Raw genomic sequence first — 15893 nt, forward strand, 5'->3', positions numbered from 1 at the left:
TGGATTGCCAAAAGACCAACATCGCCACAATAAATATCGTTATAAATCATGTAGTTAAGCGAACATTTTAATGTCTGATATTGCTTATTCATGCAATTTGCAGCAACACATTCATAAAGCTACAACAAGCATTAATAATTCGATGTAACTACCTGTTTTTATTCAATTTTTACAAGAAAACTCAAGGCGATTCAGCAAACGCCGCCTGCGCATCCCAGCCGCCGCCCAGTGCCGCTATCAACTGCACGCTGGCCACCAGCCGCCCCTGCAGCAAGGTCAGCACACTGCGCTCGTTGCTCAGCGCGGTGGTCTGCACGTTGACCACATCCAGGTAGGCGATCAGCCCCGCCTTGTACTGGTTGCTGGTCAGGCGCAGCGATTCGCGTGCGGCGTCCAGGGCTTCGCTGCGCACCTTGGCTTCATCCTCGTAGACGTCGAGCTGCACCAGGTAGTTTTCCACTTCCTTGAAGCCATCAAGCACCGCCTGACGGTACTGCGCCACGGTCTGGTCATAGACCGCTACGGTACGGTCGACTTCGGCAGAGCGCTGACCACCATCGAACAGGGTCATGGCCAGTTGCGGGCCTACCGACCAGAAGCGGTTGGGTAGGCTGATCCAGTCATTGAAGCTGCTACTGCTGTAGCCGCCGCTCATGCTCAGGGTCAGGTCGGGGAAGTACGCGGCACGGGCCACACCGATGCTGGCGTTGGCCGACATCACCTTGCGCTCGGCCGAGGCGATGTCCGGGCGACGCTCCAGCAGTTGCGAAGGCAAGGCCACAGGCACCTGGGGCAATGCCGGGATGTCTTTGCTGTCGGCCAGGGCAAAATCGGCCGGCGCCTTGCCCAGCAGCACGGCAATGGCGTTTTCCAGCTGGGCGCGCTGCCAGACCAGGTCGATCAGGTCGGCCTGGGTGCTTTTCAACTGGGTTTGCGCCTGGGCTACCGCATCCTTGCCAGACACCCCGGCGCGGTACTGGTTTTCAGTCATGGTCAGCGAGCGCTGATAGGCCGCGACCGTGGCTTCGAGCAGGCGTTTCTGCTCGTCCATCACCCGCAGCTGCAGGTAGTTCTGCACCAGCTCCGATTGCAGGCTCAGGCGGATCGCCGCCATGTCGGCCAGGCTCGCCTCGGCGCTGGCCTGATTTGCGGCCAGGCCGTCACGCAGCTTGCCCCACAGATCGGCCTCCCAGCTGCCCCCCAGCGTGGTGCTGTAAGTGTCGCGAATACCGCTGCTGGCGTTACTCAGGCTCGAACTGGAACTGCCGGTGCCCTGGCTGGAGCGGTTCTTGCCGGCCTTCAGGTCCATGCTGGGGAACAACGCACCACGCGCACTGCGCACCAGGGCCTGGGCCTGACGGTACTGGGCTTCGGACTGGGCGACGGTCTGGTTACTGGCGTTGAGCTGTTCGACCAGGTCGTTCAGTTGGGCATCACCGTACAGCTGCCACCAGGCACCACGTGCCAAGGCGTCGGAAGGATTGGCCTGGGTCCAGCCTGCTGCATGCTTGAACGCCACCGGTTCAGGCGCTTGCGGGCGCTGATAGTCCGGGCTCAGGGTGCAGGCGCTGAGCATCGCCAGGCACAGGCTGGAGGCCAGCAGGCGCGAGCCACGGGCGCCCAGCAGTTGCTGCAGGGAGCGGTCGGAGAGAAACGGACGTCGGGTCATAGCGGGGTTTCCAAAGCAGCGTCGGTGCGCACGCCACGCCAGTGGTTGAAACGATGGCGCAAGCGGTCCAGATAGAGGTAAACCACCGGGGTGGTGTAAAGCGTGAGAACCTGGCTGAAGACCAGCCCGCCAATGATGGTCAGGCCCAGCGGCTGGCGCATCTCCGAGCCCTCGGCATGGCTGAGCAGCAACGGCAAGGCGCCAAGAATGGCGGCGATGGTGGTCATCAGGATCGGTCGCAGACGCAGCAGACAGGCACGGCGGATCGATTGCTCCGGGCTCAGCTGCTCATGGCGTTCCAGCTGCAAGGCCAGGTCGATCATCATGATGGCGTTCTTCTTCACCACGCCAATCAACAGGAACAGGCCGAGCAGGGAAATCAGGCTGAACTCGCTACCCACCACATACAGGGTGAGCAAGGCCCCTACCCCGGCCGACGGCAAGGTCGAGAGAATGGTTAGCGGGTGAATGTAGCTCTCATAGAGAATCCCCAGCACCAGATACACCGCCAGCAGCGCCCCGAGGATCATGAACGGCTGGCCCTTCTGGCTTTCGGCAAAGGCATCGCCGGTGCCGCCGAGTTTGGCGATCACATCTTCGGGCAAGCCGACCTTGGCCACCGCCCGTTCGACCGCAGCCAGTGCCTGGTCCTGACTGAAGCCTTCGGCGATGTCGAAGTTGATGCTTTCAGAGGCGAACTGGCCTTCGTGGCTGACCCGGTCGTCGGCCAGGCTGTTCTCGTAGTGAGCGAAGGTCGCCAGCGGTACCCGGGCGCCGTCAGCGGTGATCACCTGGACCTGCTCGAGGCTACGCGGGTCCTGGGCGTACTTGGGGTTGATCTCCATCACCACCTGATACTGGTTGAGGCTGTCGTAGATGGTCGAGATCTGCCGCTGGCTGTAAGCGTTGTTGAGCACCGAGGTGACCATGCTCATGTCGATACCCAGGCGCTTGGCCTGCTCGCGATCGACCACCAGGGTGACCTGCTGGGTGCCACCGCCTTCGCGGGCATCGATGGCGGTGAGTTCCGGCAGAGCCTTGAACGCCGCGACCACTTTCGGATACCACTCGCGCAAGGCGGACAGCTCGCTGCTCTGCAAGGTGTAGAGAAACTGCGAGGTGCTCTGGTCGCGGCCACCGCCGAACTGCAGGTCCTGGTCAGCCATGAGGAACAGGCGTCCACCGGGCACCTTGGGCATTTCCTTGCGCAAACGCTCGATGATCTTCTGCGCGGAAATTTTGCGTTCGCTGATCGGTTTGAGGCGCACCAGCACCATGGCGTTGTTGGTGCCGCTGTTGCCACCGATAAAGCCGGCGACGCTTTCCACCGCCGGGTCCTTGAGCAGGGCCTGGCGGTAGATTTCCATCTTCGGCTGCATGACCTGGAACGACAGGCCGTCGTCACCGCGGACAAAGCCCATCAACTGACCGGTGTCCTGCTGCGGCAGGAAGGTCTTGGGTACCACCACGTACAGGGCGATGTTGACCGCAATGGTCACCAGCAGGCTGGCCAGGGTCAGGCGTCGATGGCGCAGGACCCAGTCGAGGCTGCGGCCATAGCTGGCCATCATGCGCTGGTGCAGGTGCTCGCTCCAGCGCTGCAGGCGCGTCTGCCCTTCTGGTGCCTGGGGCTTGAGCCAGCGCGCGCAAAGCATCGGTGTCAGGGTCAGGGAAACCACCAGCGAGACAATGATCGCCACCGCCAGAGTGATGGAGAACTCGCGGAACAACGAGCCGACGATACCGCCCATGAACAGGATCGAGACAAACACCACCACCAGCGACAGGTTCATCGACAGCAGGGTGAAGCCGACTTCCTTGGAGCCCAGGTAGGCGGCGCGCATCGGTGGCACGCCTTCGTCGATATGCCGGGAAATGTTCTCCAGCACCACGATGGCGTCGTCCACCACCAGGCCGGTGGCGAGAATCAGCGCCATCAGCGACATGTTGTTCAACGAGAAGCCGCACAGGTACATGGCCGCGAAGGTGCCGACCAGCGACACCGGCACCGCCAGGGTCGGGATCAGCGAGGCACGCAGGTTGCCGAGGAACAGGAACACCACGAGGATCACCAGCACCACGGCGATGATCAGGGTGTGCTCGGCTTCCTTGAGGGTCGCCTTGATCACTGGCGAGCGATCCATGGCCACCTCCAGCTTGACGCTGGCCGGCATCAGCGATTCCAGGGCCGGCAGCTGCTCCTTGATCTTGTTCACGGTCTCGATGATGTTGGCGCCAGTCTGGCGGTTGATCACCAGCAGCACCGCGTCCTGGTCATTGAAGAAGCCACTGTTGTAGCGGTTCTCCACCGCGTCGGTGACCTTGGCCACATGGCTCAGGCGCAATACCGCACCGTCCTGGTAACGGATCACCAGCGGCTCGTAATCCTTGGCCTTTTCCAACTGGTCATTGGCCTGCACCTGCCAACTGCGCTGAGGGTCTTCGATAAAACCCTTGGGCCGGCGCTGGTTGGCGTTGGCGATGGTCTGGCGCACATCGTCCAGCGCCACGCCGTACTGATTGAGCAATTGCGGTTCGAGTTCAATGCGCACCGCCGGCAGCGAACTGCCGCCGATCTGCACCTCGCCTACCCCCGGTACCTGGGACAGGCTCTGCGACAGGATGGTCGAGGCCAGGTCGTAGAGCTGGCCCTTCTGCAACACGCTGGAGGTCAGCGCCAGGACCATAATTGGCGCCTGGGACGGGTTGAACTTCTTGTAGGTCGGCATGCTGCGCATACCGCTGGGCAACAGGTTGCGCGAGGCGTTGATGGCCGCCTGCACTTCACGCGCGGCCGCATCGATATCACGACCCTGGTCAAAACCGAGAATCACCCGGGTCGAGCCCTGGCTGGAATTGCTGGTGAGCGTGGTGACCCCGGAAATCGCGCCCATGGAGCGCTCCAGTGGGGTCGCCACGGTTGAGGCCATCACCTCGGGGCTGGCCCCCGGCAGGTTGGCCTGGACCACGATCACCGGGAACTCGATCTGCGGCAGCGGCGCTACCGGCAACAGGCCGAAGCTGACACCACCCAGCAGCATGATCGCCAGGCTCAGGAGCATGGTCGCTACCGGGCGGCGGATAAAGGGTGCGGAGAGGTTCATGGCAGGTCCTGCACCGCGGTGTCAGGCTGCGGGCGCATGCGCCGCGCCAGCCGGTCGAAGTACAGGTAGATGACCGGCGTGGTGAACAGCGTCAGCACCTGGCTGACCAGCAGCCCGCCGACCATCACCAGGCCCAGCGGCTGGCGCAGCTCGGCGCCGGAACCGGTGGCGAGCATCAGCGGGATGGCACCGAACAAGGCCGCCAGGGTGGTCATCAGGATCGGCCGGAAGCGCAGCAGCGCCGCTTGATAGATCGCCGCTTCCGGTGCCATGCCCTGGTTGCGCTCGGCCTCGAGGGCGAAGTCGATCATCATGATCGCGTTCTTCTTGACGATACCGATCAGCAGAATGATGCCGATGATGGCGATCATGCCCAGGTCGTTGCCGGACAGGATCAACGCCAGCAAGGCGCCCACCGCCGCCGACGGCAGGGTCGAGAGGATGGTGACCGGGTGGATGTAGCTCTCGTAGAGCACGCCAAGCACGATGTACATGGTCACCACCGCTGCCAGAATCAGCAGCAAGGTGCTCGACAGCGAGTTCTGGAATGCTTCGGCCGCACCCTGGAAGCGGGTCTGCACGCCGACCGGCATGCCGATCTCCTGCTGCACCTGCTCGATCGCCTTGACCGCCTCGCCGAGGGCCACGCCCTGCCCCAGGTTGAACGACATCATCACCGCCGGGAACTGGCCGATATGGGCAATTGCCAGCTGAGCCTGACGCTGTTCGATGCGCGCCAGGCTCGACAGCCGCACCTGGCCGCCATCGGTGGCTTTGACGTGGATCTGTTCCAGCACCTGTGGCCCCAGGCTGGAGGCGGCCTCGGCCTGCAGCACCACGCGGTACTGGCTGGCCTGGGTGTAGATGGTCGAGATCTGGCGCTGGCCGAAGGCGTCGTACAGGGCGTTGGTGATGTCGGCGACGTTGATGCCCAGGCGGCTGGCGGCATCCCGGTCGATCACCAGGAATACTTGCAGGCCCTTGTCCTGCAGGTCGCTGGCGACATCGGTGAGTTCCGGGCGCTGTTGCAGGGCATCGACCAGCTTGCCGCTCCACAGCGCCAGCAGTTCGGCGTCCGGGGACGACAGGCTGAACTGGTACTGGGTGCGGCTGACCCGGTCTTCGATGCTCAGGTCTTGCACCGGCTGCATGAACAGACGGATACCGACCAGCTTGTCGACCTGCGGCTGCAGCCGGGCGATCACCTGGGCGGCGGTCAGGTCGCGTTCGCCATGGGGCTTGAGGTTGATCAGCAGGCGCCCGCTGTTGAGCGTGGCGTTGTCACCGTCGACGCCAATGTAGGACGACAGGCTCTGCACCGCCGGATCCTGGAGGATCACCGCACTGAGCTGTTGCTGGCGCTCGCTCATGGCGGCAAAAGACACCGACTGCGGCGCTTCGGAAATACCCTGGATCACCCCGGTGTCCTGTGCCGGGAAGAAGCCCTTGGGCACCATCAGGTACAACAGCACGGTCAGGGCCAGGGTCGCCACCGCTACCAGCAAGGTCAGCGGCTGGCGCTTGAGCACCCACTGCAGGCCACGGCCATACCAGGCGATCATCCAGTCGATCCAGGCGCCGCTGGCACGGTAGAAACGCCCCTGTTCCTGCTCGGTGGGCTCGCGCTTGAGCAGGCGCGCGCACATCATCGGCGTCAAGGTCAGCGACACCACCAGGGAAATCAGGATCGCCACCGCCAGGGTGATGGCGAATTCACGGAACAGGCGCCCTACCACATCGGCCATGAACAGCAGCGGGATCAACACCGCGATCAGCGAGAAAGTCAGCGAGATCAGCGTGAAGCCAATTTGCCGGGCGCCCTTGAGCGCCGCCTGCATGGGGCTTTCGCCTTCCTCGATGTGCCGGGAAATGTTCTCCAGCATGACAATCGCATCGTCGACGACAAAACCGGTGGCGATGGTCAGCGCCATCAGGGTCAGGTTGTTGATCGAGAACCCGGCCAGGTGCATCACCGCAAAGGTGCCGATCAGCGATAGCGGCACGGCCACCGACGGAATGATCGTCGCGCTGAAGCGGCGCAGGAACACGAAGGTCACCATCACTACCAGGGCGATGGCCAGCAGCAGTTCGTGCTGAACATCCTTGACCGAGGCGCGGATGGTCTGGGTGCGGTCGGTGAGTACGCTGACATCAAGGCCGGCCGGCAAGTTGTCGGTGATCGACGGCAGCAGGGTCTTGATCCGGTCAACCACCTCGATAACGTTTGCGCCCGGCTGACGCTGGATGTTCAACAGCACTGCCTGGTTCTGGTTGGCCCAGGCCGCCAGGCGCTCGTTTTCGGCGCCGTCGACAATCTCGGCGACGTCCTTCAGGCGCAGCGGCGCACCGTTGTTGTACGCCAGGATCAGGTTGGCGTATTCCTCGGGGGAGCGCAGCTGGTCGTTGGCGTCGAGCATCGACACCCGCGTCGGGCCGTCAAAGTTGCCTTTCGGCTGGTTGACGTTGGAGGCGCCGATCAGGGTGCGCACATCCGCCAGGTTCAGTCCGGCAGACGCCAGGGCATCAGGGTTGACCTTGATCCGCACCGCCTGGCGCTGACCGCCGGCGATGCTGACCATGCCGACGCCGCTGATCTGCGCTATTTTCTGCGCCACGCGGGTGTCGACCAGGTCGTTGAGCTTGGGCAGCGGCATGGTTTTCGACGAGATGGCCAGGGTCAGCACCGGGGTGTCGGCCGGGTTGACCTTGTTGTACACCGGCGGTGCTGGCAGGTCGCTGGGCAACAGGTTGCTGGCGGCGTTGATCGCCGCCTGGACCTGCTGCTCGGCAACGTCCATGTTCATGTCCAGGCTGAAGCGCAAGGTCAGCACCGAAGCGCCGCCGGAGCTGGTCGAGGCCATCTGGGTCAGGCCCGGCATCTGCCCGAACTGGCGTTCCAGCGGCGCAGTGACTGCGCTGGTCATGACTTGCGGGCTGGCGCCCGGATACAGGGTCATGACCCGGATAGTCGGGTAATCGACCTGCGGCAACGCCGCCACAGGCAGCAAGGTGTAGGCGATCAGGCCGGCCAGGACAATGGCCAGCATGCTCAGGGTGGTCGCCACCGGGCGCAGGATGAACAGCCGCGAGAGGTTCATGCGCCGGCCTTGTCCTTGCGGTCCGCGGCAGCGGAAGCATCGTTGTTGTCCTGCCCCTGCAGGTGCTGGCCAGGAGTTTCCGGGACTTGTGAGCTGTCGTTGACCACTTCCACCTCACTGCCGTCACGCAAGCGGTCGGTACCTTCAAGCACCACCCGCTCGCCCTTGGCCAGGCCTGCGGTGACCACGGTGTGGTCGCCGTCGCTGGCGCCGAGGGTGAGTTTGCGGATGCGCACCTTGTTGTCGCCTTCCATGACATACACAAAGGAGCCGTCGGTGCCGAACTGAATGGCAGCCGAAGGCGCCAGCACCACGTTGGTCAAGGTGTCGGCCAGCAGGCGCACGTTGACGAACTGGTTGGGGAACAGCACTTCGTTCTGGTTCTCGAAGAACGCCTTGAACTTCAGGGTGCCAGTGGTGGTGTCGATCTGGTTGTCGAGGCTGCGCAACTCGCCGACGGCCTGCTGTTTGAGGTCGCCGCGGTCCCAGGCTTCAACCGGCAACTTGGCGCCGCTGCGGTAGCGAGCCAGCACGGTGCTGAGCTCCGACTCGGGCAAGGTAAAGGCCACGGTGATCGGCTGGGTCTGGGTAATCACCACCAGTGCCGTGGTGTCGTTGGCCGCCACCAGGTTGCCGACGTCGAGCTGACGCAGGCCCAGGCGGCCGGTGATCGGTGCGCGGATACGGGTGAAATCCAGGTTCAGCTTGGCATCGCCAACCGCCGCCTGGTTGGTCTTGATGGTGCCCTGGAACTGGCCGACCAGCGCCACCTGGGTGTCGAGGGTCTGCTTGGCGATACTGTCTTCGGCGTACAAGCCTTTATAGCGTTCCAGGTCGATCTGGGCGTTTTTCAGCTGGGCCAGGTTCTGTGCCAGGGTGCCTTCGGCCTGCTGCAGGGCGATCTGGTAGCTGCGCGGGTCGATCTCGGCGAGCAGGTCTCCGGCCTTGACCTTCTGCCCTTCCTGGAAGTTGACCTTGACCAGCTCGCCGCCTACCCGGCTGCGAACGTTGACGGTATTGGTCGCGGTCACCGTGCCCAGGGCCTTGAGGTAGACCGGGAAGTTGCCGACAGTAGCCGGTTCGACGCGCACCGGCACCGGCCCGGCAAAGGCCCCGAAGCCTGGTCGCCCGCCCTTGCCACCGGGTGCGCCGGCAGCCTTGTGCGCCGCTGGAGACGGCCACAGCCACCAGCACAGGCCGGCAACCAGCAGCAGGATCAGCAGGCCGACAAGCCAGCGACGAGGGGAACGGGAACGAGAAAGCATCGGTTGATCGACCATTGGACTGGAAAGAATTCTTTTGAGGAGGCTGAACGATAAGCACTGTGGCGGGATAAGCAAAGCGCCTTTACCGGCAATTTACCTTGAGCTTACGTTGCTAAGACAATGAACTATAAATAAAAACGGCCTGGACTATGTCCAGGCCGTAACAATTGCTAACACCTGTGGGAGCGGGCTTGCCCCGCGATTGCGAGCTGTCAGTGACATCGAATCGCGGGGCAAGCCCGCTCCTACAGGGGCAATCAGATCACTTCAACACTGCCAGAGCAGCATCATAGTTCGGCTCGTCGGCGATTTCGCCAACCAGTTCGCTGTGCAGGACGTTGTCATTTTCGTCCAGTACCACCACGGCACGGGCGGTCAGGCCGGCCAGTGGGCCGTCGGCGATGGCAACGCCGTAGTTCTCGATGAACTCGCGGCCACGCAGGGTCGACAGGTTCTGGACGTTTTCCAGGCCTTCAGCGCCACAGAAGCGTGCTTGCGCGAATGGCAGGTCAGCAGAAATGCACAGCACCACGGTGTTGTTCACTTCACCGGCCTTCTTGTTGAAGGTGCGCACCGAGGTAGCGCAGGTCGGGGTGTCGACGCTTGGGAAGATGTTCAGCACTTTGCGCTTGCCGGCCAGGCTGGCCAGGGTCACGTCAGCCAGGCCTGCACCAACCAGGGAAAACGCTGGCGCTTTCGAGCCGACCTTCGGCAGTTCGCCGTTGACCTGAACAGGATTGCCTTTGAGAGTCACTTGAGCCATGAGCTGAGTCCTTTTGCGGGGTGAGTGGTAAAGGACCAGAGTTAATCATGAAAGTGCCCGGGCACCTATGGGGGAGCAACAAATTGTTGTATTGCCAGACAATTATTGTGGACAAACCGGCCACTCGAAAGCAGACAATCCTGCTTGCGGGTGGCCGGTCTATTCATCAGCTCAGCAGCGAGTAAACCAGCGCCGAGATCGCCACCAGGCCGACGGCCACGACGAAGACGTTGGACATCTGCCCGCTGTATTTACGCATGGCCGGAACCTTGCGGATGGCGTACATCGGCATCAGGAACAGAATCGCCGCGATCACCGGGCCGCCGAGGGTCTCGATCATGCCGAGAATGCTCGGGTTGAGGGTGGCGACGATCCAGCAGATCACCAGCATGAAGGCTGCGGTCATGCGGTCCAGCGCCTTGGCGCCAGGGCGCTTGCCGGTCTTGACGATCAAGCCTTTGAGACCTTCGCTGGCACCGATGTAGTGACCGAGGAACGATTTGGCAATGGCGATGAAGGCAATCAGCGGCGCGGCAAACGCGATGGTCGGGTTGCTGAAATGGTTGGCCAGGTACGACAGGATCGACAGGTTCTGCGCCTTGGCTTCGGCCAGCTGTGCCGGGGTCAGGGTCAGCACGCAGCTGAACACGAAGAACATTACCATCGCCACCATCAGCAGGTGGGCACGGCGCAGAATCTGCCCGCTGCGTTCGTCGGCGTGCACGCCGTACTGGCGCTTCTGGTCAACAGCAAAGGCCGAGATGATCGGAGAATGGTTGAACGAGAACACCATCACCGGAATCGCCAGCCACAGGGTGTGCAGGAACGCCGAACCCGACGGCACTTCAGTGGCGGTGCTGAGGATACCGCCGCTCCAGTGCGGAATCAGGAACACCGCCAGGAACGCCAGGGCCACGATGAACGGATAGACCAGCAGGCTCATGACCTTGACCGTGGCCTGCTCGCCGCAGCGCACAATGGCCAGCAAGCCGAGAATCAGCACGAACGACAGCACGGCGCGCGGTGGCGGCTCGATGTGCAACTGGTGTTCCATGAAGCTGCCGACCGTGTTGGTCAGGGCCACGCTGTAGATCAGCAGGATCGGGAAAATGGCGAAGAAGTACAGCAAGGTGATCAGGGCACCGGCCTGGATGCCGAAGTGCTCTTCGACCACGTCAGTGATGTCGGCACCATCGCGCCCGGACAGTACAAAGCGGGTCAGCCCACGGTGGGCGTAGTACGTCATCGGGAACGCCAGCAACGCCAGGATCAGCAGAGGCCAGAAGCCACCTAACCCGGCATTGATCGGCAGGAACAGGGTTCCGGCGCCGATGGCCGTGCCAAACAGGCCCAGCATCCAGGTGGTGTCCTGACGGGACCAACTGCCGAGGGCGGCTGGGGTCGATTCGAAGCGTTGTTCAACGCTCGGGGCCTGCTCATTCATCCGGGTGCAACTCCACTCGCAAGACTGCAACAGGGCTGAGAGTGGCGAAACAGACGCATCACCGCCCCTCAACCATATAAAGAGGGGCGCGATTGTGCGCCGATTGGTTGCACTTGAGAAGCCCTGTCCGACGGAGCGGTTGCACCTTTACCAAAGCATCGCGGGGCAAGCCCGCTCCCACAGGGTTAACACCAGTGGGAGCGGGCTTGCCCCGCGATCAGGTTTGCTTACTGAACCGCAGCAATCGCCTCAGCCACCTGCTGCAGGTTGTCCGGACGCAGCCCGGACATGCACACCCGGCCGCTGTCGATCAGGTACACCCCGAACTCGTCACGCAGGCGACGCACCTGCGCGACGCTCAAACCGGTGTAACTGAACATCCCGCGCTGGCTCAGGAAGAACGAGAAGTCCTGACCCGGCAGCAGCACCGCCAGGGCATCGACCAGCCCCTGACGCATGTCGAGGATGCGCAGACGCATCTGCTCCACTTCAGCCGCCCACTGCGCATTGAGCAGCGCATCGCCCAGCACTGCGGCCACCAGTTGTGCACCGAAAGCCGGTGGGCTGGAGTAGTTGCGGCGCACCGTGGCCTTGAGCTGGCCGAGTACGCTTTGCGCGGTGTCGGCATCGTCGCAGACCACCGACAGGCCCCCTACCCGCTCGCCATACAGCGAGAAGATCTTCGAGAACGAGTTGCTCACCAGGCACGGCACACCGGCACGGGCCGCTTCGCGGATGGCATAGGCATCCTCGACCAGACCTTCGCCGAAGCCTTGATAGGCGATATCGAGGAACGGGATCAGGTTGCGCGCCTTGACCACCTCGATCACCTGCTGCCATTGCGCCTGGCTCAGGTCGACACCGGTCGGGTTGTGGCAGCACGGATGCAGCAGCACGATGCTGTTGGCCGCCAGGCCCTGCAGGGTCGCGAGCATGCCGTCGAAGTCCAGGCCACGGGTGTCCTGGTTGAAGTACGGGTAGGTGTTGACCTTGAACCCGGCACCTTCAAAGATCGCCCGGTGGTTGTCCCAGGTCGGATTGCTGACCCATACCTGCGATTCGGGGAAGTAACGCTTGAGGAAGTCGGCACCGACTTTCAGCGCGCCAGAGCCACCCACGGTCTGCACGGTGGCTACACGGCCGCCCTGCACTGCCGGATGATCGGCACCGAACAGCAACGCCTGAATTGCCTGGCGATAGCTGTTCAGACCTTCCATCGGCAAGTACAGCGAAGCTTCATGCGGCTGGCCGGCCATACGCTTCTCGGCTTCGCCGACCGCGGCCAGTTGCGGCACCACACCTGCGGCGTCGTAATACAGACCGATGCTCAGGTTGACCTTGTTGGCGCGCGGGTCGGCCTTGAAGGTTTCCATCAGGGAGAGAATCGGATCGCCGGCATAGGCATCGACATGTTTGAACACAGCGTGCAGCTCCTTGGGTCTGGGCAGTTCGGACTAAATGCTGTGCTGAGGATACCTGTACCTGAGGTAGAGGAACATTACCGATGCTGCAACTGATTAGTGCATGGATGCACAGTAATGTCATCGCGGGGCAAGCCCGCTCCTACAGAGCCCTGTGGGAGCGGGCTTGCCCCGCGATGACTTTTTACTCAGCCAACGCCTGCAACTGCTCCAGCTCCTGCACCGTCAACGTCACCCCCTGGCGCACCGACAACTCGCGCTCACGATAACGCCGCTCACCCGGCATCCGCTGCAGGCCCACCGACTGCATCTGCCGTACCAGCTCATAGCTGCGCTCGGCAAAGCGACCACCTTCAGCCTTGCTCGGGTCAATCACGATTATCAGCTGCCCGGTCCAGGGGGTTTTCGCGCCCGGGTGCTGCGACCAGTCGAACTCCCAGGAGAAATTGCCTCCGGTCAGCGCCGCTGCCAGCAATTCGACCATCATCGACAGGGCCGAGCCCTTGTGCCCACCGAACGGCAGCAGCGCACCGCCGTCGAGAATCTTCTGCGGATCGCGGGTCGGCTCGCCCTGGCTGTCGACACCGATGCCATCGGGCAGTTGCTCGCCTTTGCGCGCTGCGATCTGCACATCACCGTGGGCCATGGCGCTGGTGGCCATGTCGAAAACGATAGGATCACTCCCGGCGCACGGCGCGGCAAAAGCGATCGGGTTGGTGCCGAACAACGGCTGGCGAGCACCATGCGGCACCACGCAGGTCATGCTGTTGACCACACTCAAGGCCACCAGGCCTTCATCGGCGAAGGGCTCGACGTCCGGCCACAGGGCCGCGAAATGGTGCGAGTTGTGGATTGCCAGCACGGCGATCCCGGCACTGCGGGCCTTTTCCACCAGCAGCTCACGTGCGGCGGCGAGGGCCGGTTGGGCAAAACCGCCTTTGGCATCAACCCGCAGGTAACCACTGGCAATATCGGCCACTTCAGGCACGGCCTTGCCGTCAACCCAGCCACTGGCCAGGGTCGAAACATAACCGGGAATACGGAACACGCCATGGCTATGGGCACCGTCGCGCTGGGCGCTGGCGCAGTTGAAGGCCAGGGCGCGAGCCACCGCTTCACTGGTGCCATGACGGATGAAAATACGCTGCAACAGGGCCTGCAGCTCGGCAAAAGCAATGTGCGCGACAGCGGTGTCGGGGCGTGCGGACATCTGAAGCTCCCTTATTGGATTTGGAATGGGCAACAGCGATGAGCAATGGCGAAACTTTCCTCTTGTGACAGCAAACTGTCAAATGTTGACTTGATGACAGAAAACATTCATTTTCTGTTTCAACGTGCAACCGCCTTCGAGAATCGCCGTGAGCCAACCGATCAAACAACGACTGGAAAACAGCCTGCACAGTGCCGCGGCTTCCGGGCGCAAGATCGCCAGCTACATGCTCGCCAACCTCACCGACTTGCCGTTTGAAACCTCGGCAAGCCTGGCGGCGAAAATCGGCGTCAGCGAATCCAGTGTCGGGCGCTTCTGCCGGGCCCTGGGCTATGAACACCTCAAGGCACTCAAACACGATCTCAAGGACGACCTGGGCGACGGGCCCTGGCTGGTCGGTGATCGTCTGCAAGAATTCCGCCAACAGCATGGTAAAGATGCCGCTGGCCTGGCGCGCAGCCTCGAACAGGAAGTCGGGGCGCTGGTGCGGGTCTACGAATACAGCCGTACACCGGCCTGGGAAGTGGTCAGCCAGCGCCTGGCCCGGCGGCGCAAGGTGTTTGTTGCAGGGTTTCAGACCGAACGCGGCATCGCCCAGTGCATGGCTCATCTGCTGCAATACCTGCGCGACGGTGTGCAGGTGGTCGATGGCAGCGCCGGGCATTTCGGCGAGGTGCTGCTCAGCGACCCGGCCGACTGCGCCCTGGTGGTGTTCGAAGCCCGCCGTTATTCACGCCATGCCCTGACCCTGTGCCGCAAAGCGCACGAAGCGGGCATCCCGGTAACACTGGTTACCGACACTTTCTGTGACTGGGCCGACGCTAACGCCGACGAGGTGTTTCGTATTCCCACCGAATTCAATCTGTTCTGGGAGTCCACCGCGACGATGCTGTCGTGGGTACACCTGATGGTCAACGAGGTCTGCAAGAAGCTTGGACCGGATGTTGAAAAACGCTTGGAAGCAACTGCCGCTCTACACAATGAATTCGTTGGCTACACGTCAGCGAGCAAACAATAGCAAGAGTGCAAACAACAGATCGAGGTGTGACATGAAACCCGTTATCCGCTTTGCAGGTGCGTGCGCCCTGCTGCTGGCCGGTGCAACCATGGCTCAGGCCGAAACCCTGAAAATTGCTACCGAAGGCGCTTACCCGCCGTTCAACTATGTCGATTCGGATAACCAGCTGCATGGCTTTGATGTGGACATCAGCAAAGCCCTGTGCGAACAGATGAAGGTGGAATGCACCCTGGTAGCCCAGGACTGGGAAGGCATCATCCCGGCCTTGATGGCGAAGAAATACGACGCAGTGGTGGCGTCGATGATCAACACCGAAGAGCGGCGCAAGAAAATCGCCTTCACCAACCACTACTACAAGACCCCACTGTCGGTGGCCGTGCCTAAAGACAGCGAGATCACCGACGCACAGACCGACTTCAAAGGCTTCACAGTTGGCGCCCAGGCCTCTTCGACCCAGGCAATCTACGCCGAGGACGTCTACGGCAAGGCCGGTGCCGACGTCAAACTCTACCCGACCCTCGATGAAGCCAACGCCGACCTCGCCGCCGGGCGTCTGGATGGCGTGATCGCCGACAAATTCCCGCTGACCGAATGGCTGGGCAAGGCCGGCAAGGACTGCTGCAAGATCCTTGGCGACGTCAACGGCACCAAGGCCGACGCCTCGATTGCCGTGCGCAAGGAAGACCAGGCGCTGCGCGAGCGCCTGAACAAGGCCCTGGACGAGATCGTCGCCAACGGCACCTACCAGAAGATCGCCAGTCGCTACTTCGAGTTCGATATCTATCAGTAATCCTGACCCAGGCTACCTGTGGGAGCTGGCCTTGCCAGCGATGCAGACACCGCGGTTTGACTGACACCGCGTCGATGCTATCGCCGGCAAGGCCGGCTCCCACAGGGGTGC

The 15893-nt window shown here is 62.4% G+C and carries 10 protein-coding genes; 2 read left to right on the forward strand and 8 right to left on the reverse strand.

What is annotated here, in order from left to right:
• Positions 1–181: 181 nt before the first annotated feature.
• From ACVI9W_RS00700 to ACVI9W_RS00735, 8 genes are all read right to left on the reverse strand, one after another.
• Positions 182–1669: an efflux transporter outer membrane subunit gene (locus tag ACVI9W_RS00700; protein WP_461528838.1), complete on the reverse strand. Its 1488-nt coding sequence runs from the start codon at positions 1667–1669 to the stop codon at positions 182–184.
• The gene (locus tag ACVI9W_RS00705) at positions 1666–4773 is read right to left on the reverse strand and encodes an efflux RND transporter permease subunit (RefSeq protein WP_461528839.1); all 3108 of its coding nucleotides are present in this window, start codon (positions 4771–4773) and stop codon (positions 1666–1668) included. Before ACVI9W_RS00705 ends, ACVI9W_RS00700 begins: the two co-directional genes overlap by 4 nt.
• Positions 4770–7871: an MdtB/MuxB family multidrug efflux RND transporter permease subunit gene (locus tag ACVI9W_RS00710; RefSeq protein WP_461528840.1), complete on the reverse strand. Its 3102-nt coding sequence runs from the start codon at positions 7869–7871 to the stop codon at positions 4770–4772. Before ACVI9W_RS00710 ends, ACVI9W_RS00705 begins: the two co-directional genes overlap by 4 nt.
• Positions 7868–9151 carry an MdtA/MuxA family multidrug efflux RND transporter periplasmic adaptor subunit gene (locus tag ACVI9W_RS00715; protein ID WP_461528841.1) on the reverse strand — a complete coding sequence of 428 codons (1284 nt, stop codon included), beginning with the start codon at positions 9149–9151 and terminating at the stop codon, positions 7868–7870. The genes ACVI9W_RS00710 and ACVI9W_RS00715 overlap by 4 nt, the downstream gene beginning before the upstream one ends.
• A 247-nt stretch (positions 9152–9398) precedes the next feature.
• Positions 9399–9899 carry a thiol peroxidase gene (gene tpx / locus ACVI9W_RS00720; protein ID WP_461528842.1) on the reverse strand — a complete coding sequence of 167 codons (501 nt, stop codon included), beginning with the start codon at positions 9897–9899 and terminating at the stop codon, positions 9399–9401.
• Between the two features lie 166 nt (positions 9900–10065).
• Entirely contained in the window at positions 10066–11343 is a 1278-nt protein-coding gene (locus ACVI9W_RS00725) for a serine/threonine transporter (RefSeq protein ID WP_191832639.1), read from the reverse strand.
• A 227-nt stretch (positions 11344–11570) separates the two neighbouring features.
• The gene (locus ACVI9W_RS00730) at positions 11571–12764 is read right to left on the reverse strand and encodes an amino acid aminotransferase (RefSeq protein WP_038611422.1); all 1194 of its coding nucleotides are present in this window, start codon (positions 12762–12764) and stop codon (positions 11571–11573) included.
• A 184-nt stretch (positions 12765–12948) separates the two neighbouring features.
• On the reverse strand, positions 12949–13974 hold the full coding sequence (locus tag ACVI9W_RS00735) for an Ldh family oxidoreductase (protein ID WP_461528843.1): 1026 nt from the start codon (positions 13972–13974) through the stop codon (positions 12949–12951).
• 148 nt (positions 13975–14122) lie between these two features.
• Between ACVI9W_RS00735 and ACVI9W_RS00740 the strand changes: the two genes are divergently transcribed.
• Together ACVI9W_RS00740 and ACVI9W_RS00745 are read left to right on the forward strand one after the other, a co-directional pair.
• The gene (locus ACVI9W_RS00740; RefSeq protein WP_461528844.1) at positions 14123–14992 is read left to right on the forward strand and encodes a MurR/RpiR family transcriptional regulator; all 870 of its coding nucleotides are present in this window, start codon (positions 14123–14125) and stop codon (positions 14990–14992) included.
• 31 nt (positions 14993–15023) lie between these two features.
• Positions 15024–15782: a transporter substrate-binding domain-containing protein gene (locus tag ACVI9W_RS00745; RefSeq protein WP_461528845.1), complete on the forward strand. Its 759-nt coding sequence runs from the start codon at positions 15024–15026 to the stop codon at positions 15780–15782.
• Positions 15783–15893: the final 111 nt, after the last annotated feature.

The organism is Pseudomonas sp. 210_17 TE3656, assembly GCF_054821965.1.

Excerpts from the sequence above, each read along its gene's own strand:
- tpx (WP_461528842.1), bottom strand. The coding sequence starts at position 9,899 with ATGGCTCAAGTGACTCTCAAAGGCAATCCTGTTCAGGTCAACGGCGAA.
- ACVI9W_RS00715 (WP_461528841.1), bottom strand. The coding sequence starts at position 9,151 with ATGGTCGATCAACCGATGCTTTCTCGTTCCCGTTCCCCTCGTCGCTGG.
- ACVI9W_RS00725 (WP_191832639.1), bottom strand. The coding sequence starts at position 11,343 with ATGAATGAGCAGGCCCCGAGCGTTGAACAACGCTTCGAATCGACCCCA.
- ACVI9W_RS00705 (WP_461528839.1), bottom strand. The coding sequence starts at position 4,773 with ATGAACCTCTCCGCACCCTTTATCCGCCGCCCGGTAGCGACCATGCTC.
- ACVI9W_RS00735 (WP_461528843.1), bottom strand. The coding sequence starts at position 13,974 with ATGTCCGCACGCCCCGACACCGCTGTCGCGCACATTGCTTTTGCCGAG.
- ACVI9W_RS00710 (WP_461528840.1), bottom strand. The coding sequence starts at position 7,871 with ATGAACCTCTCGCGGCTGTTCATCCTGCGCCCGGTGGCGACCACCCTG.
- ACVI9W_RS00745 (WP_461528845.1), top strand. The coding sequence starts at position 15,024 with ATGAAACCCGTTATCCGCTTTGCAGGTGCGTGCGCCCTGCTGCTGGCC.
- ACVI9W_RS00700 (WP_461528838.1), bottom strand. The coding sequence starts at position 1,669 with ATGACCCGACGTCCGTTTCTCTCCGACCGCTCCCTGCAGCAACTGCTG.